A 24,946-nucleotide genomic window follows, 5' to 3' on the forward strand; every position below is an offset into this window, starting at 1 on the left:
AAGCGCAAGGCGCGGTCGAACGCAAAGGAGCGACGACGCAAGCGCAGTGCCAAGCGGGAACGGCGAGGCAACGGGAGTTTGCGGATGAGGTGATGCGGCCCGCGCACGGGCGTACGAGCGACATCGTTGTGAGACAATGGGGAAAGCATAAGCGAACCGCACATACGAAAGGCGTGAATCACATGGATCTGACCCCTGGTTTCCAGCTGCACGGCTTCACCGTGCGCTCGTGCGAGAAGCTTCCCGAGATCGACGGCACGGCCTACGTGCTCGACCACGGCAAAAGCGGAGCACGCCTGCTCTACCTCGCCAACGACGACCCTAACAAGGCGTTCTCCATCTCCTTCAAAACCCCGCCCGCCGACGACACGGGGGTGTTTCACATCCTCGAGCACTCGGTGCTGTGCGGCAGCCGGAAATTTCCCGTCAAAGAGCCGTTCGTGAACCTGCTGAAGGGATCGATGCAGACGTTTCTGAACGCGATGACGTTCCCCGACAAGACTACGTATCCCGTTGCCAGCACGAACGACAAGGATCTGCGCAACCTCATGGACGTGTACCTAGATGCGGTTCTGCATCCGGCCATCTACGAAAAACGCGCCATCTTCGAGCAGGAGGGCTGGCACTACGAACTTGTCGACAACACGGAGCAAACCGGCGACACGGGACGCCTCATCCTCAACGGCGTGGTATACAACGAGATGAAAGGGGCGCTATCCGACCCGAACTCGGTGCTTTACGACGAGCTGCAAGCGGCCCTGTTCCCCAACACGGCGTATCGCTTCGAATCCGGCGGCACGCCGCTCGCCATCCCCGACCTCACCTACGAGCGGTTCCTTGAGGAGCACCGCCGTCACTACCGCCTCGACAATAGCTACCTCACGCTCTACGGCGATGTCGATCTCGACGAGACGCTGGCGTTTTTGGACGAAGCCTACCTCTCCCCCGTCGCCGACGAGGAGACCGTCCGCGACGAGGAGGACGGCCGGCTCAACCCCCATCCGCTCGAGCTTCAAGCCCCTGTAAAGACGCGCGGTGTGGTGCGCCGAATGGCTACCGCGCAGGAGAACGCGTGCATGGCGCTCGGATACGTGATCGGAGAGGCGCGCGAACGCACGCGAATGGTCGCCGTCGACATCCTCATCGACGCGATGATGGGCAGCAACGAGGCGCCGCTCAAACGGGCGCTGCTCGACGCCGAGATCGCCGACGACGCGCAGGCGTTCTACGCCGACGCCTTGCTGCAGCCCTTCGCAGTCATCCAGCTCAAAGGCCTTGTCGAAGGCGCTGCCGAACGCTTTAAGCCCATCGTCGACGAGACGCTCGCCGCCCTCGCAGACGGGGGGCTCGACCACGCTCTTGTGGAGGCGTCGCTCTCCCGAGCCGAATTCGTCATGCGCGAGCGCGACTTCGGCATGGCCGACGGAGTGGCGTTGTCGATGGCCGCGCTCTCAGGCTGGCTCTACGACGAGGAACTGGCCACCTCCTACCTCAAATACGAGGACGATTTCGCATTTTTGCGGCGCGCGCTCGACGAAGGGTACTTCGAAGAGCTCATCCGCTCCGTGTTCTTGGAGAACGCCCATATGGCTGAAGTAGAGGTGCGCCCGACCGACGGCGACGAGGACGCTAACGAGCGCGAGCGCCTGCGAATCGCGGAGGCCTCCTTCTCCCCCGAGGATTTCGAGCGCGTGGCCGAAGAACAGGCCGCGCTACGCCGACTGCAGGAAGAGCCCGACCTTCCCGAGGCGCTGGCGACCCTGCCGCGCCTCACGGTGGGCGACATTGGACCGGCTCCCGAGGAGCCCGCTTACGGCCTGGTCGAGGGAATGCCCGTGCCGTGCCTGCGCCATCACGCCCCCACGCGGGGCATCGCCTACGCGTACCGCTACCTCGACCTTTCGGGCGTGCCGTACGACGAGCTCCCCTACGTGGCAGTGCTCGGACTCGTGCTGGGCAAGCTCGGTACGGCGAAGCGCTCGGCCTCCGAGCTCGACACGCTTGTGAACGGCTCTTTGGGCAGCCTCTCGTTCTTCGCTGAGATATACGAGGACGCAGACGATCCCGAGCGCCTCGCACCGAAGCTCGTGGTGGGAGCGAGCGCGCTCTCGGAGAACGTCGGGCACTTGGCCGACCTGCCACGCGAGGTGATGCTCGAAACGGACTTCTCGGACACATCCAAGATCAAAGACGTGCTACAGCAGCGCCGCATCGGCATGGAGCAAGCGTTCGCCTCGTCGGGCCATGCGAGCGCCATGGCCCGGTTGGCCTCCTACTACCTGCCTGCAGGCGTGGTGCGCGAGCAACTGGGCGGAGTCGGATTCTACCGCTTCCTGAAAGGCCTCCTCGCAAGCTTTGACGAACATGCCGAGGAGCTGTCCGCGCGTCTGGACGATTTGGCGCGGCGACTGTTCGTCGACGACGGGTCCCTCGTGAGCTTCACCGGATCCGACGAGGACTTTGAACGCTTCTGGCCCGCAGGCGGCATCCTCGGGCGCACTTCCGAGGGCTGCGCGAACTACAGGCTCGCCGCTCCCGCGCCCGAAGTGCGCAACGAAGCGTTCATCGTGCCGACCGACGTGTGCTACGCCGCGCAAGGGTTCGACCGCCGAGCCTTCGGAGCCGCGTACTCGGGCGTCTGGCAGGTGGCAGCACGGGCGCTGTCTTACGATTACCTGTGGAACGAGGTTCGCGTGAAAGGCGGCGCGTACGGAGCGGGTTTCCAGACTGCGCGCACCGGCAATCTGCGCTTCTACTCCTACCGCGATCCGCACCTCGATGAAACCCTCGTGCGCTTCGCGGGCGCGTCGGCATGGCTGGCCGCGTTCGACCCCGATCCCGACGAGATGGACGGCTATGTGGTGAGCACCGTGGCCAGCTTCGACCAACCGCTCAAAACGCGCGCGCTCGCACGTCGCCAAGACGGCGACTTCTTCGGAGGCCGGACCCCCGCTGATCGCGCTCGGACGCGCGAGGAGATGGTCGGCGCCGACGTAGGAGCCGTGCGCGCCCTTGCGATGCCCGTGGCGCAAGCGGTGCGCGCGAACGCCGTATGCGCCTTTGGGAGTCGAGACATCCTCGAAAGCGCTCAGACCACCTTCGAGATGGTCGATTTGCTGAACGAGTAGCCCTCGCCCCGGCAACGACATCGGCCTCCGCAACCGTCTTCGCTCTGAGCCGGGCGCGCGCTCGTTTGCCTGTGCAGCGAGGGAAACCTCGCCGCACAGGCTTCCTCGGGAGAAGAGCGCCTCCAGCCGCCCCTCGCTTCCAGCTGCGACGCAACGCGGGGTCACCGCTCGCAACGGGCAGTTCGCATGCCGACCAAAAGCGCATCGTAAAGGAGGAGGGGGGGGTTCGACCGAAGGCGCTGAACGCCATCGCAACTGGGCGCCCTGCGCCACCCGCAACGCGCCCGAGCCCCCTCCCTGCGCCGTCCCCGCCCTTCCCGCCTCCCGTATGCGCGCCGACTCGGCAAACCGCACTTTCGACGCACCTTTGCCTTCGATTGAGCTAGAATAGGCGATTGGAACCGAACCCGCGCGACGCGACGACGCGGTCGGATCGGAACTGTCCCGTCCGTTTGCCGGCGAGACGACGCTTCCCTTCCCGCCCGTGCGGCGCGGTGCTTGACGGGGCGTCGTTTAAATGATAGTAATAGAGCATCAATTAACGCGAACAGACAGAGAGGCCGCACATCATGCTTGAACTCAAGAACCTCTCTTTCGAGGTGCCCTTGTCCGAGGGCTCGAAGGAGACGAAACGCATCATCGACAACCTGTCCCTCACCATCCCCGACGACCGCTTCACGGTGATCACCGGCCCGAACGGCGGCGGCAAGTCCACGCTCGCAAAGCTCATCATGGGCGTGGAACGACCCACGGGTGGCCGGATCGTTTTCGACGGCGAGGATGTCACCGACCTGCCCATCACCGAGCGAGCCAAGCGCGGCATCGGCTACGGCTTCCAGCAACCCGCGCGCTTCAAGGGCATGAAAGTGAAGAAGCTCCTCGACATCGCAGCCGGCAAGAAGCTGCCGATGCTGGCCTGCAACGAGTACCTGGCCAAGGTGGGCCTGTGCTCGGCGAGCTACCTCACGCGCGAGGTGGACAAGAACCTTTCAGGCGGCGAGGTGAAGCGCATCGAGATCGCCACCATCCTCGCGCGCGATCCGAAGCTGGCCATCTACGACGAGCCCGAAGCCGGCATCGATCTGTGGAGCTTCGACCGCCTGACCGAGACGTTCCGCGACATCCACGAGGCACGCGACGGGCGCTCCATCGTGATCATCTCGCACCAGGAGCGCATCATCCAGCTGGCCGACGAGATCGTGCTTTTGCGCGACGGCAAGGTGGCCGAGACGGGCACGCCCGACGAGCTCATGCCGAAGCTGGGCTTCGTGTCGAAAGGCATCCCCGGCTGTCAGCTGAGCACCCCCACCGAGCTGCACATCACCGAGATCCCCACCACCTGCTAACCCGCCCGTGCCGCGCCGAATGTTTCACATGAAACATTCGTTCGCCTTTAAGCGAGAGCGCAATACGGACACTACCCACGAAGGAGGCCATCATGGCTGTTGATTTGTCCCCCATCGACGAGAGCCTGCTCGCCGAAATCGCCAACATACACGGCATGCCGAAAGGAGCCTTCAACATTCGCAAGGATGGAAAGCTCGTCGAGCGCCACTCGTCGGCGAACATCGAGATCGCCACGAAGACCGACAACCCCGGCATCGACATCCGCATCAAGGCCGGCACGAAGGGCGAGACGGTGTACATCCCCGTCATCGTGACGCAGGCGGGCCTCAAGGACGTCGTGTACAATACGTTCTACATCGAGGACGACTGCGACGTAACCATCATCGCCGGCTGCGGCATCCACAACAAGAGCCACCAGGCCTCCGAGCACGACGGCATCCACACGTTCTACTGCGGGAAGAACTCCCATGTCAAATACGTGGAGAAGCACTACGGCGAGGGCACCGGCACCGGCGAGCGCATCCTCAACCCCGTGACGAACGTCATCATGGAAGAGAACTCGAGCTGCGAGATGGAGCTCACGCAGCTGCGCGGCGTGTCGTCCACCGTGCGCGATACGAACGCCGAGCTGGGCGCGGGCGCGAAGCTGGTGCTCACCGAGAAGCTGCTCACGCACGACGACCAGGTGGCCACCTCGAACATGAAGGTGGAGCTCAAGGGCGACGACTCCAGCGTGCAGGTGATCTCGCGCTCGGTGGCGCAGGACAACTCCAAGCAGATCTTCAACCCGCTCGTCATCGGTGAGGCGCAGTGCCGCGGTCATGTGCAGTGCGATGCCATCATCATGGGCAAGGCAAACGTCACCGCGATCCCCGGCATCGAGGCTGCCAGCGAGGACGCGCTTCTGGTGCACGAGGCAGCCATCGGCAAGATCGCCGGCGACCAGATCGTGAAGCTCATGACGCTCGGGCTCACCGAGGAGGAAGCCGAGCAGGAGATCCTCGAGGACTTCCTGAACTAGAGGCTGACGAACCGTCTTCATCGAGAACGCCCGAACCGCGAAACGCCCGCCGAACCTCTGCGGATCGGCGGGCGTTTTCCATGCAGCCAGAGGAGCGCCTCGCGCGAGAGGCCCATTGCAAGAAATCGGATTAGACGAGATGAAGGCAGGTGGGTGATTTGAAAGTAGCGGACCAATCTGCAGCCGACCACCCTCCTTCGGACTCGAAACTTGCTCGCAAGCGGCCCATTCTCAACCTCCCCATTCTCATGCGAACGAACGTCTCGCATGGAACATTCCGGGCGCCCAGCCGCAGGCAGGCGAAGGACGCAACGTGAAGAGGCTCCTTGACCGGAGACGGAAGCCCCAATGAAAAAGGCAGGGTCAATCCTCGAACCGGTCAACGAAATGCAGGATAACGGCCGCAGACGTAGGCGTGCAGCGCTCCCCCGGCAGACGGCGCTCGCATACGGAGATTCCACGAGCGATGATAGCGGCCGTTGCCGGCGCGGGAATTGGCAGTTCGCCATGGGCGCACACAACCGTGCCCGAGCCGACCTGCACGCGCGTGGCAACGACCTCAACGGGGCCGAGGGCCTCTACGGCCAGGCAGATCGCGAGCACGTTCTCGAGCGCCTCTCCGTTGCCCACCTCGTGGAAATGCGTCTCGTCCACCGAACAACCGTGTGCTGACGCCTCGGCTTCGGCGAGGATGCGGTAAACCGCGCGCATGTCGTCCTTCACGCGACCGCTCGCGGAGAGTCCATCGATGGTGGCCAGCACCTCCCTCAAATCGTGATGATGGGAGTCGGGCACGCCAGCGCCCTTCGCATCCGAAAGCACCTGCGCCCGTCGGGCTTTGGGAAGATGAAGAAGCGTCTCATGCAGAAGATGGCGGCGCGTGGCGTTCTCCTCGAGGTTCCAGCGAAGCGTCGGATTCGCTTCGGAGCCTTTCCCGCAAGACAAGGACGCGCGCGCATGGTTGACGAGATGGGCCTGGTAACCCGCACCGAAGCCGTTGTCGATGTTGACCACCGACACGCCCGACGCACACGAGTTGAGCATGGCCAAAAGCGCCGCCACCCCGCCGAAGCTCGCGCCGTAGCCCACGCTCGTCGGCACGGCGATAACCGGACATGACGCCAGGCCGCCCACGACGCTGGCCAACGCGCCTTCCATGCCGGCCACGGCCACCACGGCACGCGCGGCGGCGATCTCGTCCATATGGGCGAGCAGCCGATGGATGCCAGCCACCCCTACATCGTAAAGGCGAACGACCTCGTTGCCCAGCACCTCGGCCGTCACAGCAGCCTCCTCGGCAACGGGCAGGTCGCTCGTGCCAGCCGCCGCGACAACCACGGAGCCCTCTCCGTCCGGCTCGGGAAGCTCTCCGAGAATGCCGATGCGCGGCAAATCCCGGTACTCGAACGAAAGCGGCACGGCGTCATCCCCATCGAAGAGCAGGCGCTCCACCTCGGCGGCCTTCTTGGCGTCGAGACGCGTTACGAGCACCCGCTTTTGGCCGGCGCACGCAAGCGCGCGGCAGATGCCCGCGATCTGCCCGGCCGTCTTCCCTTCGCCGTACACCACCTCGGACACTCCTTGGCGCATTCCGCGATGATGGTCGGCCTTCGCGTATCCGAGATCGGTGAACGGAGCCGTGCGCAAGGCGCATTCTGCCTCGTCGATGGACGCCTCTCCCTTCGCCACCCGCTCGAGCAGCGCACGCAACTCCCGCGTTTCCATGGATTCCTCCCTCGTCGTCGGCCCGTACGCGTCCATTGAACCATATAGAGCGCACTCCAAGTCAAGCAAAACGGGGCCGGCGCGCTCTGCGCCCCGACCCCGCCCGTTACCATATCATATTCGACGGCGCCTCAAAGAAGGGCGACGTCCTCTGGCTGCACGGCGTTCCCCCCAGCTTCGGAAGAGGGCTCGGAGCCGTCGCCTTCATCGCCGGTAGCTTCCCCGGTTCCGACGTCCCCGCCTTCCCCGCCGAGAACCTCCGACTCGCCGTCATCCTCCGAACCCGTCGATGCGGCCGACGCACCCTCGGTCAAGGGCGTCGCGGACAGGTCGAGAGGCCCACCGAGCCATTTCGTCTCGATAACCGAGATCACACCGTTCCCGGTGAGCGAGGCGAGCGCATCGGAAACAGCCGTCTTGAGATCGGTGTTGCTGTCGAGCACGCCTACGCTGTAACCGCTCGGTTGCTGCATGAGCGCAACGATGTGCACATCGTCGCCGGCATTGTGCGCAGCGTAGGTTCCGATGACCGCGTCGGCGGCAACATACTGCACCTGGCCTGACTCCAGCTCGGAGAACGCGTTCTTGAGGTTGTCGGTGGTGGTGATGGTCCCTTGGTCAAACTCGTTGGTGACGGCCCAAGCGCTCTTCGAGGATATTTGGGCGGCTACGGAGGGCTCCGAGTCGTTCGTGGGAACCTCGGCGTTCGGCTCTGCGGAGAAAAGGGCCACTGCGGTGGGCAGATAGGCCTCCGACTTCCAGAACGCCGCGTCGGTGTCGGACTTGTCGACGCCCATGACGATATCGACGCGACCGTCCGAAAGAGCCCCCTCCAGATCTGCGCCGACGTCAACGACCTCGAGCTTCAAACCGAAGCTGTCCGCCAAAGCGGCGGCAACATCCACGTCCACGCCGACGATCTTGCCGGAATCGGAGAGCTGCCCGGCAAGCGGCGCGCTGTCCGCGTTCACGCCGACGCGCAGCGTGCCGTCCTTTCCGATGGTCGGAGACGAGAGCGTCGGGGTCTTGTCGGGCGGCGTGTAGGCCTCCTTCGACGAGCAACCCGACAACGAGACGAGCAGAGCCGCAGCGCACGCGACCGCAAGACAGCAGGTCGCGAGCCTCTTCATGCGCTTCATAACCGGTGGGCCTCCATCTAGCGTGCGTCGTTTGCATGCGCTTCTTCCGACTGACCTAGTCTTTGCCCCCACACTCGCGCACCGGAGCGGAGCTTGCGCCCATGCCCTCTCGCCCGTCGCGGCGGTATGCCGCATCGAGTAAACGGGCGGTGCGTCTTACCTCTAGGATACGCCATGATCGCCGCGCAGGGCGCGGCTTACGTGGGTCCTTTCGACCGCATCTGCCGTGGACTGAGGCGAAACGCCCGCAACTACAGACTCGAAAGAAGCATGGCTAGTGTATCAGAACATGAAAAGCCCCGGAAGCCGCGGCGCAGAATCTGCGGGAATAGCGCGACCGTCGCCGCATCCGCCCGAATTGCGCGTTCGACGCGCGCCAGCCGCATACGATCATCGCACGCGCCAACCGCATGGAACCCGCGTGGGAAACGAGAGCGCGGCGCGCGACATCCATGCGGAATCGACGCCGGAAGCGTGTTGGACCGACGAGCGCTCGGCATTATCGCGCGTTGTTCGAAACGTGGGGCAGCCCATGCTATCCTCGGCGGATGAGGATCTTCGAAACCGCATTCCCCGACCCGCCCGCAGAGGACCTGCGCGCCACGATGGCGGCGAATCCGCCCTCGCCGCGGCGCGCAGGTTTTCTGAGCACGGCGAAACTGTACGCTCACGGCGCCGCCGAAGCGTTCGCAGAGACGTTGTGGCCCACCCGTTGCGCCGTATGTGACGAGCCTGGTGAGGTGTTGTGCGCACGATGCAGCCTCGATCTGCCGCACATCGACTGGTGGCGTGCCTGCCCGCGCTGCGGCGCCCCGTTCGGACGCGTGCAGTGCAGCGAGTGCAACGACGTGATGCTGGCCGCCTCGGGACGCGATCGCCTGCCCTTCGACGGCTGCGCGAGCGCAGCCGCTTACGACGACGCGACGGCCCGCATCGTGCGCACCTGGAAGGATGCCGGCGAACGACGGCTCGCCGACGCCATGGCCGCGCTGATGGCCCCTTTGGTTCCGCCTTCTTGGCTTGCCGGGAGTCCGGCCGTCGTGCCCGTGCCGGCCACCTCCGCAGCCCGCAGGAAGCGGGGTTTTGACCATATCGACGAGCTTTCGCGAGCAGTGGCCGAGCGCCTCGGACTGGCTGTGGCGCCCCTGCTGGCCCCGCCGCATGCCCACGATCAGCGCGCGCTCGCCCGCCGCGGTCGCCTGGAGAATATGCAGGGCCGCTTCGCCCCTTTGCCTGGCGCGAGCGCGCCGTCGTCGGCGATCATCGTTGACGATGTGTGCACCACCGGCGCCACCCTGTTCGCCGCCTCCGACGCCGTCCGCGCGGCAGGCGCCCGCACCGTTTTCTGCCTCACTTTCGCACGCGTCTGGTAAGGAGGCTCTCGCAAAAACCGTACCCGAAAGCCTGTCGGATGCGTCCGGCCGATGACGAATCGACCCTCTGCCGAGCCGTCGTTCGCAAGGGTCGGGCAGGCCGTTGCGCACGACCTCGGCAGCGGCTTCGCGGAGTTCCTTTCGCCCAACAAGGCGCCCTGCCGCGTCCGATCGCGAGGAACCGCTCCAAGCTCAACGGGTGCGAGCCCGCGCCGACCTCGACCGAACAGGAAGAGGCGCCGGCCATGGCTGAAAACGACGGAAAGCCGCCATCGCGCACGGCGCTTTCCGATAGAAGGCACTCGCCCGAGCGAGCCGACTAAGGATGCGCGGCGAGGGCTTCGCCGTCGCCGATCCGTCGCCTTCCGAGCGCGGCCTTCCGTCGTTTCCCACCACGGAGCCGATCCGCCCATGCCGCGCCGCAGCCCGCAGGGACCGGAAACGGCCGGTCGTGCACGGCCCTTCCGACAAGACAAAGCCCTTGTCTCTAGACAGGAGGTCCTTCGCATCGACCGGCCCAACGACCCTGCCCGAGGTCCAGCGAGCGCGAGCGCTTACCGATGGCGGTTCAACATGGAGGAGAGTATTTCGCCGCCAAACCACCGTTAACACGAACACATGTTCGCCTGATCTCGCACCAACCCTTCCGACCAGACGTTTCGGATTCCCTTTCCGCCCGACGGGCGGAACCTTCCGAAGCGCTGGCAGAGCCTTGCGAGACAGGCCGTCCTAGACGATGTCAATGGAGTTTAGCAGCGAGGAAAGCGCGTTTGGCACGGAATTGAGCCCGTGGCAGCGATTCGGTAGTTTTCAGATCGGTTCTTCGCTGCCTCTCGGAAAAACCTCAGGTCAGTATTCTTTCGATCGTCCATTCCATTGCCACAGATCGAAATTCGCGCCTAAACGCGCAGCGGTCTCCGCCAAATCGCCGCCAGCCGGAGCCGAGCCAACCGCCGCACCCGTCCCCGAAGCCTTCGCAGAGCCTCCTTCGCCCATTGCGAGCCGATCCGCCGCAGGCTACATCATGCGCTCGCTCCGCGACTCGGCACGGGACGCCTCCGAGAGCTCCGCCACGTCCACCGAGATGCTGTGCCTGATGGGCTTCCAGTTGCACTTTTTCACAAGCGCCACGAGCGCGATGGGCACGTAAGTGAGCATGAAGAACGGGAAGGTGAACATGTAGCGCACCTTCTTCGCCGTGGTGGAGCGGATGGAGTCCCACTCGACGAACGTGGTCAGCACGCCGAACATGAACATGAACACGAGATAGTTCATCAGGCAGAAGCAGATGGAGGACACCGACGAGGCCACCATGATGCCCGTGGACATGGCGCCGGTGAGGCTGAGGAAGACGATGATGGCGTTGAACAGCACCGACACGATGGTTAAAAGCATGCCCGGAGCGATGGTCATCAGCATATCGTAGCATGCGAAACGCGAACCTTTCGGATTGGTGGCGACGCCCTTGGCCAAACGCGCTCCATAGTGCCAGAATACCTGATAGAAGCCCTTGGCCCAGCGGAAGCGCTGGTTCCACGAATCGCGGAAGGTGATGGGCTGCTCATCGTAGAGGACGGCCGTGGGCGTGTAGCTGATGCGCGTGCCCTCGAGGATGCTGTTCGCCGAGAACTCGATGTCCTCGGTGAGCAAGTGCCACTTCCAGCCGCCGTTCCTTTCTATGATGTCGGCGGCGACGAAAAAGCCCGTGCCGGACACCGCGCAGCTCGTGTTAAGCGTGAGGCGCGCCTGGTTGAGGAATTTCGCCTCGCGCAGAAACCACACGGCGTAACCGGCGGAGATCCAGTTCGAGTCGTAGTTCTTTGAGTTGCGGTAGCTCGTGGAGGCCTTCGCGCCGGCATCGAAGGTCTTGTTCATCTCGCGGAAGTAATTCACGTCGAGCACGTTGTCGGCGTCGAAGACGAAGTACGCCTCGTAGCCGCGGTCGCCGTACTGCTCGCGGATGGCCTGGAAGCCGTAGTCGAGCGCGTAGCCCTTCCCCACCTCCTTCTGATTGAAGCGGGGGAACACGATGGCGCCGGCCTCGCGGGCCACCTTGGCCGTGTCGTCGGTGCAGTTGTCGGCGATCACGAACACGTCGATGAGGCCTGAAGGGTAGTTCTGCACTTTGATGGAGTGGATGAGGTCGCCGATGACGGCGCTCTCGTTGCGCGCCGAGATGACGGCGGCGAACTTGTGGTTGCGCTTCGCCTCGAGCCGCTTGGGCTTGCGCGTCAGCACCACGAACACGTAGTAGAGCTGATACGTGTAGCAAATCGTGAACACGAGGAACACGCTGAAGTTGAAGATATCGACGAACGAGATCTGCGAGAAAAACTGGTCCAGCACCTTTGCTCCTTTGTCAGGCCGCCCTTCCTCCTCGCGGCCGTGCCGTCGCGCTCCCGACGATGAGGAGGCGTCCTATCCTTCGAGGACGCCCGCGCCTCCAATCAAGGATCGCGCAGCGCCGCAGACCCGCCGCGCCGGGGCGTCGAAAGGTCGAGCGCTGTTCCAAACGGATGAGATTATAGCTGCCCACCTGGCGAGAAGACCGACAACGAAGCTCTTCGTTGCCGTTTCTTCCTTTTTCACCGAAGAAATCACCGGGAAGAACACACGTTCTGCATACGAACTCCATAAGCACCTGGACGAATGCTCTCAACCACGCCTCCCGGCGAGCACTTGCCTTCCTGTGTCCTCCGTCCGTTTTATGAAACGGACGATCCCCCTCCAAGGCCGTGCGCCACCCTGTGATATTCTCAAAAGCCGATCGAATAAGACACGCACACCGCATCGTTTGGAGGCATCATGCCCGAGAACCACGACATCAAGGACATCAACCTGGCCGACGAGGGCCTTGCCCGCATCCTGTGGGCCGACCGCGACATGCCCGTGCTCGCGTCCATCCGCGAGCGCTTCGAGCGCGAGAAGCCGCTTGCGGGCGTGCGCATCGGCGCCTGCATGCACGTGACCACCGAGACGGCGAACCTCATGCGCGCGCTCACGGCCTCCGGCGCGCAGGTGGCGCTGTGCGCGAGCAACCCGTTGTCCACCCAGGACGACACGGCCGCCGCGCTCGTGCGCGACTTCGGCATCAGCGTGTTCGCCATCGCCGGCGAGGACGCCGACACCTACAACCGCCATATCGAGGCCGTCATCGCCACCGACCCGCAGATCATCATGGACGACGGCGCCGACCTCGACACCGCGCTGCACACCCGCTTCACCGACAAGCTGGCCGGCGTGGTTGGCGGCACCGAGGAGACCACGACGGGCGTCGTGCGCCTCATGTCCATGGCGGCCGAGGGCACGCTCGCCTACCCCGTATTCAACATCAACGACGCCAACACGAAGCACTGCTTCGACAACCACTACGGCACCGGCCAGTCCACGCTCGACGGCATCATCCGCGCCACGAACCGCCTTCTGTGCGGCCGCACCATCGTCATCTCGGGCTACGGCTACTGCGGCAGCGGACTCGCCCTGCGCGCGAAGGGCATGGGCATGCGCGTGATCGTGTGCGAGGTGGACCCCTTGAAGGCGCTCGAGGCGCACATGGAGGGCTACGAGGTGATGCCCGCGGCCGAGGCGGCGCGCTTCGCCGACGTGTGGGTGACCGTCACCGGCAACTGCAAGGTGGTGGACGGCCCGGCCTTCGAGAACATGAAGGACGGCGCGATCATCTGCAACTCCGGCCACTTCGACTCCGAGATCAACCTCGTGTGGCTTGAGGAGCACGCCGTGAAGAAGGAGGAGCTGAAGCCGCTCGTGGAGGAGTACACGCTCGCGGACGGCCGCACGGTCATCGTGCTGGCGCAGGGACGCCTCGTGAACCTGTCGTGCGCCGAGGGGCACCCCGCGAGCGTCATGGACATGAGTTTCGCGAACCAGGCGCTGGCCGCCGAGTACCTCTACCAGCATGCGGGCGAGTTGGAGAACAAGGTGTACGACGTGCCGGCCGCCATCGACGAGGGCGTGGCGCGCGTGAAGCTGGAGACGCTCGGCATCGCCATCGACGAGCTCACCGAGGAGCAGATCAAGTACATGAACAGCTGGAACTTCGAGACGCTGTAGACCGCACTTGACGAGAGGCGCGAACGGGAGCGGGGCGGCGCGATCCCCGCTCCTCCAAAACAGCCCCGCCCCCTCGAACCTCCTCGGCCCCTCGGCCTCCTCCCCTGCTCCCCTCGCACCTCTGCTCCCTCCGGTCGCTCTCGCCCAAGGACCAGGCGCATTCGACCTCATCCAAGCGAACCTCCGCCCTGCCCTTCGCTCTCCGTTGAATTGCTGGGGACGAGGCTTCCTATCGTGGGTACTCATCCAAACGAACCCCTGCCCTGCCCCCCTCTTGACTTGGAGTACGCTCCAAAGAGCATACTGGACCTCGGCAACAAGACGAGAGGAGCCGGCTATGGAATACCGCACCGTGCCGCGCAGCGGCCAGAGCGTGAGCGTCATAGGGCTGGGCATGGGCAGCATCCATGCAGCCGACACGAGGGAAGTGGAGCGGACGGTGCGCCTCGCGCTCGATGCGGGCGTGAACCTGTTCGACTTCATCCCCAGCGAGGCCGCGCCCTTCGAGGGCTACACGCGGGCGCTCAAGGGCCAGCGCGACCGAGCGCTTGTGCAGGTGCATATCGGCGCGGACTACACGAGCGGCAAATACGGCTGGACGACCGACGCCGCGCTCGCCATCGGCCAGTTCGAAGAGCGCCTGCGCACGCTGGAAACCGACTACGCCGACTTCGGCTTCATCCACTGCATCGACGAGGACGCCGACTTCGACAAAGTGATGAACGGCGGCATCTGGGATTACGCATGCCGGATGAAGAAGGAGGGCGTCATCCGCCACCTCGCGTTCAGCACGCACGACGTGGGGATGGCGCGGCGCTTCCTGGCGACCGGCGCGATGGACTGGGGCATGTTCAGCCTGAACCCCCTGTACGATTACACCGACGCGTCGGAGTACGGCAAGGGTGCGGCGGACGACCGCGCGCGGCTCTACCGCGAGTTCGAGGCCGCCGGCGTGGGCATCTCGGTGATGAAGGCGTTCGCGGGCGGGCAGCTGCTCGACGCGGCGGCGTCGCCATTCAAACGCGCGCTCACCAAGGCGCAGTGCATCCAATACGCGCTCGACAAGCCCGGCGTGGTATCGGTACTGCCCGGTGTGCGAGGCGAGCGTGATCTGCTGGACGTGCTGGCGTACTTCGACGCCAGCGACGAGGAGCGCGACTACTCCGTGCTGGGCGCGTTCGCGCCGCCCGCAGCCGAGGGGTCGTGTGTGTACTGCAACCACTGCCAGCCATGCCCGCGGGGCATCCAGATAGGGCTGGCGAACAAGTACTACGACCTCGCGCGCTTGGGCGACGCGCTGGCCGCCGACCACTACCGCGGGCTGGAGCGCCATGCGGGCGACTGCATCCAATGCGGCCATTGCGACACGCGCTGCCCCTTCGGCGTGAGGCAGGGCGCGCGCATGCGGGAGATAGCCGCCTACTTCGGAGCGTAGAGGGCCAACGCCCTTAAAAGATAGGCCATGTTCTTCCCGAGAGAGCTCATGATGTCCAACCCTTCCGCATCGTCTCGAACATCTCCCGGCATCTGCCCGTAAGCCATCGGCCAGTAACAGGAACCCACCACGAACATCTCTTGAAGCAGAAAGAAGTGGTTCATCGCATCCAGCGCGTTCACCGCGCCCGCACGCCGGGCCGCGGTGACGGCGGCTCCGACTTTGCGCCGGAATAGCCCCGCATCCCGGTTCATATCCGTCACGACCGATGCCCGCTCCAGAAACGCCTGCATGTTGGCAGACATGTTCGCCATGTAAACCGGGGATCCGAGAATGATTCCGTCGGCTTCTTTCATTTTGTCGAAAATCTCGCGGAAAGCATCTTTGCGATGGACGCAGTTACGCTGTCCTCCACAGGCCCAGCATGCTCTGCATGGTTCGATGACTTGCCCGGAGAGCTGAACCATCTCCGTTTCAACACCTTCTCGGTTCAGCTTTTCAAACAACCGGTCGATCAAAATCGAGGTGTTCCCGTCTTTCCGGGCGCTGCCGTTGATCGCCAAAACCTTCATTTGCGCTCCCCCTTGCTCGAAACCGGTTGCACGTCACAGCCCCAGGCCCTCCACCCATGCGCGCAGCACGGCCGCGTCGACGCCGCCGTGGAAGCAGCGGCCGGGCTTCCAGCGCGTCTCGGACGCGCAGCATTTCCGCAGCACGGCATCGGTCTTGCCCATGCCGCTGCCACCAGAGGTGGCGAAGGGGATCACCGTCTTTCCGGAGAAGTCGTAGGCCTCCAGAAACGCGTTGACGATCGTGGGCGCCACGTACCACCAGATGGGAAATCCCACGAACACCGTGTCGTAGCACCCCATATCCGCCACCTTGTTCGCGATGGCGGGGCGCGAGGCGGGGTCGTTCATCTCCACGCTGCTGCGCGAGCACGCGTCGTGCCAGTTCAAGTCAGCCGCCGTGTAGGGCTGCGCCGGCTCTATGCCGTGCAGGTCGGCCCCTGTCACCTCCGCCAGCGCCCGCGCCAGCCGCTCCGTGGTCCCCGTCGCCGAAAAGTACGCAACCAACGTCTTTCCCATGATACCGTTCCTTTCCATCAACACCGTCGTGCGCTCGTTCCGAAAGCATCCTTTCGCTACAGAGAGCGGCCCAGATCGTAGGCTTTCCGCATGAGGGGCGAGGCGCCGGTCATGGCGGGAGTGCCGCAGCCCGCACCAAGCACCATGCCCCGATCCTCGAGGCCCAGGTAACGGCAGATCGTCTGATAGTGTCCCGCCAAATCGCGCATCGTCCAATCCTTGTCGTCCCACGCCGCAGCGACGAGCGCGGCATCCAAACGCTTGCCCGACAGTTCCGCGTTGAAAGCGTAGAAGCGGTCTATCGCGGTTTTCAGCTGGGCCGACATACCGAAGTAGTAAAGCGGCGTCACGAACACCGCCATGTCGGAGCCCAGCAAGCCGTCGCGCACCGCAGCCATGTCGTCGTCGTAGCGGCACCGCCCGGTCCTTCGGCATGCGTCGCACCCCAGGCAGGGGGCGATGCGCGCCTTCGCCACGTCGAACGCCTCCACCTCATGGCCCGCTTCGCGCGCGCCCTCGGCGAAGCGCTCCGCCAGCAGGTTCGACGACCCGCGCTTGTGCGGGCTGCCCTTCATCATGAATATCCTCACAGGCTCTCCTCTCTCGCCCTCTCTCTGCCGCTATCTGCTCGCGCGCAGGACGGACAGCACGTCCTCGCGGGAAAGCACCTTGTAGCCGCCCTCCATGATGAAGGTGGCGTCCGCGATGCCCTCCAGCATGTCGTCGGTCACCCCCAGCTCGGCGATGCCCATCACGCAGCCGATCTCGCGCATCCACGCCTCCAGCGCGTCGATGCCGGCGGCGGCCAACTCCTCGCGTGTGCGCCCCTCGGCCGGCACCTCCCACACCGTGCGGGCAAACCGCGCGAACCTCTCCAGCCCGTACGGCATGACCAAGCGGTAGTACGCGGGCGACACCGCCGAGAGCGTCATGCCGTGCGTGGCGTCGGTGTAGGCGCCGATGGCCTGGCCGATCATATGCACCTCCCAATCGGTGGCCTTGCCCTTCGACACGAGCGTGTTCAGCGCCCACGTGGCCGTCCACATGATGTTGCTGCGCGCCTCGTAATCGGTCGGATTCGCCACCGCCGCGCGGCTCGCGCGCACGAGCGAGCGCATGAGGCCCTCCATGAGGTAGTCCGACGTGCTGTCGTCATCACCCGAGAAGTACTGCTCCATGAGGTGCGACATGACATCGAAGATGCCGGCGATCATCTGGTACTTCGGCACCGTGTAGGTAAGCTCGGGGTTCAGGATGGCAAAGCGCGGGAACGCCTCGGGGTTGGCGAACACATGCCCGATCTTCAGCTTGCTGTCATGGTTCGTGATGACCGCGCCGCCGTTCATTTCAGAGCCCGTGCCCGCCATCGTGAGGATGCAGCCCACCGGCACGATGCGGCATGAGGGCTCCTCCATGCGCAGGTAGTACTTCTCCCACGGGTCCTCCTCGCAGTGCGCCGACACGCCCACGGCCTTCGCGTAGTCCACCACCGAGCCGCCGCCCACGGCCAGGATGAGGTCCACGTCGTTGTCGCGCGCGATGGCCGCGCCCTCGCGCAGTTTCTCCACGGTGGGGTTGGGCATCACGCCCGCGTCCTCGAACACCTCCTTGCCGGCCTCGCGCAGGATGGCCATCACCCGGTCGTACAGGCCCGTCCTCTTGATGGAGCCGCCGCCGTAGGCCAGCTGCACGCGCGGGCCGTGCTGGGCCAGCTCGGCGGCCAGGCCGTCCAGCGCGTCCTTGCCGAAGACGAGCTTCGTGGGATTGCAGTAGGTGAAGTTGCCTTGCATAGTCTTTCTCCTTTCATCGCGGCGCGCCCGGCACCGCATGCCCTTTCGTTTCGAACGTGGAACGCCGCTCCCCGTCCCGACGACGCCCTTCCGCAGACCGGCGCACCTCGAACCGTCCGCCCACCTCGATACGCGCGCCGCCGCCTTGCGTGGCTCTAGCGTAGCGCTTGGAGCCTGCTCGAAGTCAAGGCCCCATCCCCCGACGCACCGCGCGCGGAAAGCCGCAACCGCACGGCTGCGGACACGACGCCCGCCGCGAGGAGCGCGAGCGCTCCCGCAGGGGCGAAACGCGTGCCCGCCAGAGTGATGATCAGGCCGCATAGGGCGGTGCCCAACGTGGTGCCCGCGTTCGCCGCCGTGAGGTACAGGCCGTTCGAAAAGTCGGGCGCCTCGGGCGCGGCGCGCGCCACCAGATACTGATTCGCGTTGTTCATGATGCCAGCGAGCACGCCCAGCACAAGCGCCGTCGCTATCGCGGCTGCCGCGAGCGTTCCCGCCACGAACAGCGCCGCATAGCACGCCGCAAGGGCAAACGGGACGATCATCAGCGTGCGCGTGGCGTTTCCCGCCAGCATCTTTCCGGACAGCACGTTGCCGACGATATTCGCTGCGCCGTAGAACAAAAGCACGGAGCCCACGCCCACAGCGCCCATGCCCGACACCGTGCCCAGGAAATCGGCCAGGAAGCTGTAGAAGCCGAACATTGCGCCGTTCACCAATGCAACCGTCAGCAAAGACGCCCACAGCACCGGCTTTCTCAGAATGGCGAGCTGCGCGCCGTAGGCAAGCGGCGCGCCCACCGGCATAGAGGGCACCAGCATGAGCGTTGCGACGAACACTGCGATGGTGACGACGGCGAAAAACGCCATCGACGCGGACAGCGACACCATGCTGGCCAGGCAGCTGGCCACCGGCACGCCCAGCACCATGCCAGCCGACACGCCAACGAACACGCGCGAGGACGCCTTCGCCGATTCGGCGGCGGTCCGGCCCGTCTGCGCCGCCACGGCCAACGCCATCGAAACATACAGCGGATGAAACGCCGCCGGCGCAATGCGGGCGGCCAGAAGCACCTCGAAGCTGGATGCGAAAACCGACACCGCATTGCAGGCGGAGAACACGCCGAGGGCCAACAGCATGACCGTCTTGCGGTTCACGCGCGAGAACAGCAGCGGCATCGTGGGGCCCGCCACGGCCACCACGAGCGCGAACCCGCTCACCAAAAGCCCCGCGTCCGGCACGCTGACGGAGAACCGCTCCGCCACCTGCGGCAGAACGCCCACTACGCCCATCTCGGTGTTCAGAATGCCGAACACGCCGACCGCCAGTACGAACAGTAGAAGATTCTTATCGCGCACCGCTTCTCTCCTTCGCTTCCGCACGCCCGCGGACACCGCGCTCCTTTTCGCCCAACGATTGTACGAACGTCTCTTCTTCATGTAAAATGCTTATGATTGATATATATTCATTCTATTTTTCTATAATTTGCTGTAGCAAAGGGGGAGGACGATGGAGCTGCGGGCACTGCGCCACTTCCTCGCCATCGTGCGCGAAGGGACCATCTCGGGAGCGGCGCAGTCGCTGCACCTCTCGCAGCCAACGCTGTCGCGGCAGGTGAAAGAGCTGGAACACGAGCTGGGCGCAACGCTGTTCACGCGCGGGGGCGGCCAGAGGATCGCGCTCACGGAAGCGGGCGCGCAGCTGCGTAAGCGCGCCGAGCAATTAGTCGACCTCGCCGACCTCGCCGAAGCCGAGCTCCGCTCGCTGGGCAACGAGCTTTCAGGCGACGTTCGCATCGCCGCGGGGGAAACGCCCGCCGTGAAGCGGCTCGCCGAGGCTGCTCAGCTGCTGCGCGAACGCCATCCCCGCATGCGCATCCACCTCGTCAGCGGCGATGCGCAAGACGTCATCGAGCGCCTCGACATGGGGCATGTGGACTTCTGCCTGTTCGTAGGCACGGTGAGCTTGGAGAAGTACGAGACGCTTCCCCTGCCCGGAGCCGACGAATGGGGCGCTCTCATGCCGGTCGACGATCCGCTGGCGCGCCGTGCGTTCGTGACTCCCGACGACCTGCGCGACAAACCGCTCATCGTGTCGCGCCAAATCGCGGACGAGGCAGCCGCGTGGCTCGGCTGCCGCCCCGAGCAGCTGAACGTAGTGGCAACCTACAACCTGCTGTACAACGCCTCCGTCATGGCGCGGCAGGGGCTCGGCTACGCCATCGGGCTGGGCGGCATCGTGGCGGCAGACGACGCGAGCGGCCTATCCTTCAAGCCGCTCCGACCGTCGAGGGAATCCCGCCTCGTCTTGGCGTGGAAGCGGCATCAGCCGCTCTCCCCCGCCGCAGCAGCCTTCCGCGACACAGCTCGCGAACTCTGGGAAGCCAGTCCGTAGAATGCCGGCAGCGCAAAACATCCGGCGAGATGTCGCCATCCTTCCGGATGCAGGCCGCAAAGGCAATCCCCTCCGGTCATGCGCCGTAGCTCTTCGGAAACGCGGCGGCGAGCGCTGCGCGGCGCTCAGTCCTTGATGTTCACGCCCAAACGCCGCGCGATGCCGGCGGCCTGGAGCAGGTCCATCGAGCACCCGCGCAGCTCCCCCATCGCGTCGGACAGCACGATGTCGGCCAGCTGGCACGTGGAGAAGTCCACGCCCTCGAGGTTCGCGCGGAAGAAGCTCGTGCCCGCGAAGCGCACGTCGTCGAACTCGACTCGTCGCTGGCGCAGCTCGGCCAGATCGGCATGGGAGAAGTCGCAGCAGCTCATGCGCACGTCCTCGAGCTTGGTTTTCGCAAGCGAGGCGTAGGAGAACGAAGAGTCGCGCGCCTCGATGCGCGAGAGCACCGCCTCCAGGAAGTCGGCGCCCGTGAACTTGCAGGACGAGAACGTGCAGCGCGTGAAGTTCGCCTGCGAGAACGTCGAGTTGGAGAAGTCGCAGTTCGAGAACGCCACGTCGGCCACCGTGGCCCGCTCGAAGTCGCAGCCGACGTAGGAGCACCCCTCCACGCGCGACTCGCCCAACTCGAGGAGCGCGAAATCGGCTCCCTCGACCGCATCTCCCGCGATCCGCACATGAGCGACGCATGCGTCGCCGTCGCACTCGAGCGCGATCCATTCGGAGAGGCTCGCCGCCTCCCCAAGGCGATCGGGGACAGCCGGATCCGCCGATCGGAGCGATGGGGCGAGCACGGTTTTACGGGAGGCATGGTCGGGCACGAAGGCTCCTTTCGCATGGCGTTGCACAAGCGCGATCATCCTGCCATGATAGCAAAGCATCGCCTTGGCGGGACGCGAGGAGGCATCAACGCAACCTGCGCCTCGGACCGAACGACGGCCCGCACCGCCGACGCGCCCCTGCAGCATTCCCCCGAGCGCATCCCGCAGCAACGGATCGGGCGTCTTCACCGTACGTCGCAACGGGGTGATCGATCGGGCGGTGCAGGAACCCCGCCCTCCCTCATTCGCCCTTTTTGCGACGGGGAAGGAGACCCTCCGACCCGCCCCTTCCCCGTCGGAAAAGCGACAGGGCGCGGAAAAAGGCCCCGACCCCTTGCAAAGGTCGACAGCGCGGCCTGGCGCGTCGCAGCGCCGCCGAAATCGTCAGCGACGGTCCCCTTCCAAACGCAAGTGCAGAAGCGGCCAGGGACGGCCCGCGTCGTCCACAGGCGAGCGATCGACCACGACGAAGCCTTCGTGCTCGTAGAAGCCGACCGCCTGCGGATTCTGCTCGTTCACATCGAGCGTCTCCACGCCGAAACGCTCCACCGCAAGCGAGAGCAGGGCGCTCCCCACCCCGTGCCCACGAATTTCGGGGGCGACGAACAGCATCTCGAGCTTGCCGTCCTGCACGCCTGCGAAGCCGCAGGGCGCGCCGTCGTCTCCGTACGCCACGGCGAGGGCCGCCACGCCTTCGACGCCGGGGCCCACCTCAGGACGCAGGAGCGCGACATCGCCTTCCGAAAGGAAGTCGTGCGTCGCCCGCACCGAACGCTCCCAAATGTCCACAAGGGCGGCAACCAGCTCGCCCGACCGCTCCTCCGGCGTTTCGATGCGCACGGGAAATCTCCTTTTCAACGGAAACGGAATGCCGACGAACGGAAAACCGCGCGAGACGCGGCAGCCGCAACGCGACCCCGTCATTTTATCAGACATCGCCTCCTTCGAGCACGATCTCCTCCACGAACCAGCGCGGACGTTCGTGGAAGAGAAACGTCCGCGCGCGGCCCACGAGCACGTCGTAGCGCACGCCTTCGCCACCCGTTTTGAGCGAGGCGCACGCGCGCACGCCGAATACGGCGCGCACCGGAAAACGCCGTCCGTCGCCCCACACGACGGCGCGCGGCACGACGCTCCCGTTTTCGAGGAACGTCGCCTCCACCTCCACGTACCGCTTCCGCCTTCCCGCGATCCCCCTCACCATGGCGAAACCTCCTTCCTTCGCTCGCATCGCGCACGAACCGGAACCGCCCCGTCGACGCGGCGGATCGACAGGAACCGCGATCGGCAGGATCGCCAAGGCGATGCGCTTCAAGCATGGAGCCTTTGCGAACGCGACGGGCCCGGAGGCGAGGACATCGGGCATCGGGGCGGCCACCCGATCGGCGGGTCATCCGAACCAGCCTTCCGGATGCACCGTGTTGTCGCGCTTCACATCCACGTCGAGAAGGCTCTCGTCCAGAAGCTCCGTGCCGCGGCGGACGCAGGCGTTGCCGAAGCGGCGACGCAAATCGTCTATCGTCTCATCCAGCTCTTCGAGCATGCGTCGCCGCGCATCGAAGCCCAGATCAAGCTGCTGAGGCGCGTCCCCTGGCTCGAGGTTCGACGCACGCACATGCAGGCCGCGCAAAGGATGCGACCCGTCGAGCGGCTCGGATGCCGCGAGCAGCTCCCAAGCCGTTCGCGCAATCAAGCCCGTCGCGCTCGTTGCGCGCGGAAGCGTGGTCTGGCGACCATAGCTCGCAAGGTCGCGCGCGTCGCGCACGCCGATCGCCACGGTGGAGGCGCGCAGCCTCGCCTCGCGCAGCCGCTGCGCCACCGATTCGGCGAGGAGGTACACGAGCGCCTTCGCATCCTCGGGACGATCGATGTCGTGCGGGCAGGTCAGTCCGTTGCCGACGCTTTTGATCGGGCGTTCCCGGCATCCGCGGACCGTGCCGAAGGGCGCAACCGGCGTCGCGTCTTCGCCTCGCGCGAACGCGCGCAGCACAAGGCCCACCTTCCCAAGGCGGCGACGCAGGAGCTCCGGCGAGGCGCACGCAAGCTCACCGATGCGGTCGATGCCCGACGAGTGCAGTTTGGCGCGCGTGGCCGGTCCCACGTACAGAAGGTCGCCCACCGGCGCATCCCATACGAGCCGCCGGTAGTTCTCCGGGGTGACGGCGGTGACTGCGTCGGGCTTGCGCAAATCGCTGCCGAACTTCGCGAACACCTTGTTCCACGATACGCCGACGGACACCGTGCAGCCCAGCTCCGCTTTGACGCGCTCGCTGATCTCGGTCGCCACGCGCAGCGCGTCTCCGCCCGAGAGCGAAAGCGACCCCGTGAGGTCGAGCCAGCATTCGTCGAGACCGAACGGCTCCACGAGATCGGTGTACTGACAGTAGATGCCCTGCGCCAGCTCCGAGTAGCGTCGGTACACGTCGTAGCGAGGCGGCACCGTCACAAGCCCCGGGCACTTCGCGCGCGCCTCCCACAGCGCCTCGCCCGTCTTCACGCCGGCCTCCTTCGCACGTGCGCTCTTTGCGAGCACGATGCCGTGGCGCGTCTCCTCCCGCCCTCCCACCACGAGCGGCACGTCGCGCAGTTCGGGTCGCTCGGCTTGTTCGACGCTCGCGTAGAACGCGTTCATGTCCGAATGGAGAATCGCGCGGCGCACGTCTGCGCCCTCCGGAGAGCCAATCACGCGCCCGCCGAACGTCTCGGGAACGCTTCGTCCCCACGCCGTCGACATATCGATCCCCCTTCTCTTCGATCCGTTTCTTTAAGGGAACGCATGTTCGCATAAAAGCGGGCAAGGCGCAAGCGAACAGAACGTGGAGTTTCGGCAACAGCGCCCATAGGGGGCAAGGGCCGCCCCGGCGCTTCCGCTCCGCAAGACGGGCGCCATGGCGCAACGGGCGCATGGACCGAGCGGCGGAAAGGAGCGGAGGAAACGCCACGCGCCAGCCTTCCGCGGAACGGCCATCGGGGTCGGAGACTGCGCCGAGAATCGATCGGGCGCGACGTCCGGGCGAAGGGGGCGCGTCCGAACGGCCCTTCCCGCGCGAAGGCAAGGCAGCCGTAAGGAGCCGCCAAGCGTTCCGTAAGGAACCGCTCCTAAACTGGAGGCCGTCGGAAGAGAGACGGGAGGAAACCATGGGAAAGAGGCTCGCGCCGACCGGAAGGATGATCGAGCCGCCGAACGGAAAGGAGACGGACCATGCACGGTAGATCGAAGCCTTTGATCGCCCTCGTGATCGCAGCCGTCATCGTGGCTGCGCTCGCGAGCGCAGCCGGTTGGGCCTTTTACGGCGAGAGCGGGCGCATCTACACGCGCATCGACAACGCCCAGGTAAGCCCTATCGAGCCGCGAGCCGGCATGAAGTACGAGTACCAACTCGAAGCCGTCGACACAAACGGGACAAGGAGCGAGGTGTCGTTCCAGACCGAGCGCGAACTGCGCGACGGGGCCTACCTCGAGCTGGAGACCAAGCCCTTGCGCGGTGTGGTGGCCTGGGAGGAGCGAACGCCCGAAGAGCTTCCCAGCGCCGTGCTCGACGCGCTTGGGAAAGGGTGACGACCAGCGCTGCGAATCGGAAACCGCGACCGCCCAGATCGCCCAGCGCGAACGT

20 protein-coding genes are annotated in these 24,946 nt (G+C 65.3%); 8 read left to right on the plus strand and 12 right to left on the minus strand.

Annotated elements, in window-relative coordinates; translation table 11 throughout:
• Positions 1–182 precede the first annotated feature (182 nt).
• From B5F40_RS05410 to B5F40_RS05420, 3 genes are all read left to right on the plus strand, one after another.
• A complete protein-coding gene (locus tag B5F40_RS05410) occupies positions 183–3,128 on the plus strand; it encodes an insulinase family protein (RefSeq protein WP_087193357.1) in 2,946 nt (981 codons plus the stop codon).
• A 569-nt stretch (positions 3,129–3,697) separates the two neighbouring features.
• The gene (locus tag B5F40_RS05415) at positions 3,698–4,474 is read left to right on the plus strand and encodes an ABC transporter ATP-binding protein (RefSeq protein WP_087193358.1); all 777 of its coding nucleotides are present in this window, start codon (positions 3,698–3,700) and stop codon (positions 4,472–4,474) included.
• Positions 4,475–4,566: 92 nt separating this feature from the next.
• The gene (locus tag B5F40_RS05420) at positions 4,567–5,496 is read left to right on the plus strand and encodes a SufB/SufD family protein (protein WP_087193359.1); all 930 of its coding nucleotides are present in this window, start codon (positions 4,567–4,569) and stop codon (positions 5,494–5,496) included.
• A 363-nt stretch (positions 5,497–5,859) separates the two neighbouring features.
• Here B5F40_RS05420 and larB read toward each other — a convergent pair whose 3' ends face one another.
• Positions 5,860–7,221 carry a nickel pincer cofactor biosynthesis protein LarB gene (gene larB, locus B5F40_RS16625; protein ID WP_239442922.1) on the minus strand — a complete coding sequence of 454 codons (1,362 nt, stop codon included), beginning with the start codon at positions 7,219–7,221 and terminating at the stop codon, positions 5,860–5,862.
• 131 nt (positions 7,222–7,352) lie between these two features.
• Positions 7,353–8,360, minus strand: a complete 1,008-nt coding sequence (locus B5F40_RS05430; RefSeq protein ID WP_087193360.1) for a substrate-binding periplasmic protein — start codon at positions 8,358–8,360, stop codon at positions 7,353–7,355.
• Between the two features lie 605 nt (positions 8,361–8,965).
• Between B5F40_RS05430 and B5F40_RS05435 the strand changes: the two genes are divergently transcribed.
• Positions 8,966–9,733 carry a ComF family protein gene (locus tag B5F40_RS05435; protein WP_087193386.1) on the plus strand — a complete coding sequence of 256 codons (768 nt, stop codon included), beginning with the start codon at positions 8,966–8,968 and terminating at the stop codon, positions 9,731–9,733.
• Positions 9,734–10,750: 1,017 nt separating this feature from the next.
• On the opposite strand, the gene B5F40_RS05440 is transcribed toward B5F40_RS05435, so the two are convergent.
• Complete coding sequence (locus B5F40_RS05440) at positions 10,751–12,079, minus strand: glycosyltransferase family 2 protein (RefSeq protein ID WP_087193361.1); 1,329 nt, start codon at positions 12,077–12,079, stop codon at positions 10,751–10,753.
• Positions 12,080–12,538: 459 nt separating this feature from the next.
• Here B5F40_RS05440 and ahcY point away from each other — a divergent pair, with 459 nt between their 5' ends.
• Together ahcY and B5F40_RS05450 are read left to right on the plus strand one after the other, a co-directional pair.
• Positions 12,539–13,804, plus strand: coding sequence for an adenosylhomocysteinase (ahcY, locus tag B5F40_RS05445; protein WP_087193362.1), 1,266 nt, complete (start codon positions 12,539–12,541; stop codon positions 13,802–13,804).
• A gap of 337 nt (positions 13,805–14,141) precedes the next feature.
• Positions 14,142–15,239 (plus strand): aldo/keto reductase, encoded by a 1,098-nt coding sequence (locus tag B5F40_RS05450; RefSeq protein WP_087193363.1) that lies wholly within the window; start codon positions 14,142–14,144, stop codon positions 15,237–15,239.
• On the opposite strand, the gene B5F40_RS05455 is transcribed toward B5F40_RS05450, so the two are convergent.
• The 5 genes from B5F40_RS05455 to B5F40_RS05475 form a co-directional block, all read right to left on the minus strand.
• Entirely contained in the window at positions 15,224–15,811 is a 588-nt protein-coding gene (locus B5F40_RS05455) for a flavodoxin family protein (protein WP_087193364.1), read from the minus strand. The genes B5F40_RS05450 and B5F40_RS05455 overlap by 16 nt on opposite strands.
• 33 nt (positions 15,812–15,844) lie before the next feature.
• On the minus strand, positions 15,845–16,327 hold the full coding sequence (locus tag B5F40_RS05460; protein WP_087193365.1) for a flavodoxin: 483 nt from the start codon (positions 16,325–16,327) through the stop codon (positions 15,845–15,847).
• Between the two features lie 56 nt (positions 16,328–16,383).
• Positions 16,384–16,917 (minus strand): flavodoxin family protein, encoded by a 534-nt coding sequence (locus B5F40_RS05465; protein ID WP_087193366.1) that lies wholly within the window; start codon positions 16,915–16,917, stop codon positions 16,384–16,386.
• Positions 16,918–16,947: 30 nt separating this feature from the next.
• Positions 16,948–18,117, minus strand: coding sequence for an iron-containing alcohol dehydrogenase (locus tag B5F40_RS05470; protein ID WP_087193367.1), 1,170 nt, complete (start codon positions 18,115–18,117; stop codon positions 16,948–16,950).
• A 155-nt stretch (positions 18,118–18,272) separates the two neighbouring features.
• On the minus strand, positions 18,273–19,475 hold the full coding sequence (locus B5F40_RS05475; protein ID WP_204217336.1) for an MFS transporter: 1,203 nt from the start codon (positions 19,473–19,475) through the stop codon (positions 18,273–18,275).
• Between the two features lie 151 nt (positions 19,476–19,626).
• Between B5F40_RS05475 and B5F40_RS05480 the strand changes: the two genes are divergently transcribed.
• Complete coding sequence (locus tag B5F40_RS05480; RefSeq protein ID WP_087193369.1) at positions 19,627–20,511, plus strand: LysR family transcriptional regulator; 885 nt, start codon at positions 19,627–19,629, stop codon at positions 20,509–20,511.
• A gap of 125 nt (positions 20,512–20,636) precedes the next feature.
• Here the strand turns inward: B5F40_RS05480 and B5F40_RS05485 are convergent, their stop codons facing one another.
• The 4 genes from B5F40_RS05485 to B5F40_RS05500 form a co-directional block, all read right to left on the minus strand.
• Positions 20,637–21,332: a pentapeptide repeat-containing protein gene (locus tag B5F40_RS05485; RefSeq protein WP_239442923.1), complete on the minus strand. Its 696-nt coding sequence runs from the start codon at positions 21,330–21,332 to the stop codon at positions 20,637–20,639.
• Positions 21,333–21,716: 384 nt separating this feature from the next.
• Positions 21,717–22,172 (minus strand): GNAT family N-acetyltransferase, encoded by a 456-nt coding sequence (locus B5F40_RS05490; RefSeq protein ID WP_087193387.1) that lies wholly within the window; start codon positions 22,170–22,172, stop codon positions 21,717–21,719.
• 88 nt (positions 22,173–22,260) lie between these two features.
• Positions 22,261–22,536, minus strand: coding sequence for an outer dense fiber protein 1 (locus B5F40_RS05495; protein ID WP_087193388.1), 276 nt, complete (start codon positions 22,534–22,536; stop codon positions 22,261–22,263).
• Positions 22,537–22,722: 186 nt separating this feature from the next.
• Positions 22,723–24,066 (minus strand): DNA polymerase Y family protein, encoded by a 1,344-nt coding sequence (locus B5F40_RS05500; protein WP_087193371.1) that lies wholly within the window; start codon positions 24,064–24,066, stop codon positions 22,723–22,725.
• Between the two features lie 468 nt (positions 24,067–24,534).
• Here B5F40_RS05500 and B5F40_RS05505 point away from each other — a divergent pair, with 468 nt between their 5' ends.
• The gene (locus tag B5F40_RS05505) at positions 24,535–24,891 is read left to right on the plus strand and encodes a YxeA family protein (protein ID WP_087193372.1); all 357 of its coding nucleotides are present in this window, start codon (positions 24,535–24,537) and stop codon (positions 24,889–24,891) included.
• Positions 24,892–24,946: the final 55 nt, after the last annotated feature.

The sequence above is a fragment of the Gordonibacter sp. An230 genome (genome assembly GCF_002159915.1).
Lineage (GTDB): Bacteria > Actinomycetota > Coriobacteriia > Coriobacteriales > Eggerthellaceae > Rubneribacter.

Coding starts and splice junctions, on each gene's coding strand:
- B5F40_RS05505 (WP_087193372.1), top strand. CDS start 24,535: ATGCACGGTAGATCGAAGCCTTTGATCGCCCTCGTGATCGCAGCCGTC.
- B5F40_RS05415 (WP_087193358.1), top strand. CDS start 3,698: ATGCTTGAACTCAAGAACCTCTCTTTCGAGGTGCCCTTGTCCGAGGGC.
- B5F40_RS05500 (WP_087193371.1), bottom strand. CDS start 24,066: ATGTCGACGGCGTGGGGACGAAGCGTTCCCGAGACGTTCGGCGGGCGC.
- B5F40_RS05480 (WP_087193369.1), top strand. CDS start 19,627: ATGGAGCTGCGGGCACTGCGCCACTTCCTCGCCATCGTGCGCGAAGGG.
- B5F40_RS05495 (WP_087193388.1), bottom strand. CDS start 22,536: ATGGTGAGGGGGATCGCGGGAAGGCGGAAGCGGTACGTGGAGGTGGAG.
- ahcY (WP_087193362.1), top strand. CDS start 12,539: ATGCCCGAGAACCACGACATCAAGGACATCAACCTGGCCGACGAGGGC.
- B5F40_RS05455 (WP_087193364.1), bottom strand. CDS start 15,811: ATGAAGGTTTTGGCGATCAACGGCAGCGCCCGGAAAGACGGGAACACC.
- B5F40_RS05450 (WP_087193363.1), top strand. CDS start 14,142: ATGGAATACCGCACCGTGCCGCGCAGCGGCCAGAGCGTGAGCGTCATA.
- B5F40_RS05420 (WP_087193359.1), top strand. CDS start 4,567: ATGGCTGTTGATTTGTCCCCCATCGACGAGAGCCTGCTCGCCGAAATC.
- B5F40_RS05435 (WP_087193386.1), top strand. CDS start 8,966: ATGGCGGCGAATCCGCCCTCGCCGCGGCGCGCAGGTTTTCTGAGCACG.
- B5F40_RS05460 (WP_087193365.1), bottom strand. CDS start 16,327: ATGGGAAAGACGTTGGTTGCGTACTTTTCGGCGACGGGGACCACGGAG.
- B5F40_RS05410 (WP_087193357.1), top strand. CDS start 183: ATGGATCTGACCCCTGGTTTCCAGCTGCACGGCTTCACCGTGCGCTCG.
- larB (WP_239442922.1), bottom strand. CDS start 7,221: ATGGAAACGCGGGAGTTGCGTGCGCTGCTCGAGCGGGTGGCGAAGGGA.
- B5F40_RS05430 (WP_087193360.1), bottom strand. CDS start 8,360: ATGAAGCGCATGAAGAGGCTCGCGACCTGCTGTCTTGCGGTCGCGTGC.
- B5F40_RS05470 (WP_087193367.1), bottom strand. CDS start 18,117: ATGCAAGGCAACTTCACCTACTGCAATCCCACGAAGCTCGTCTTCGGC.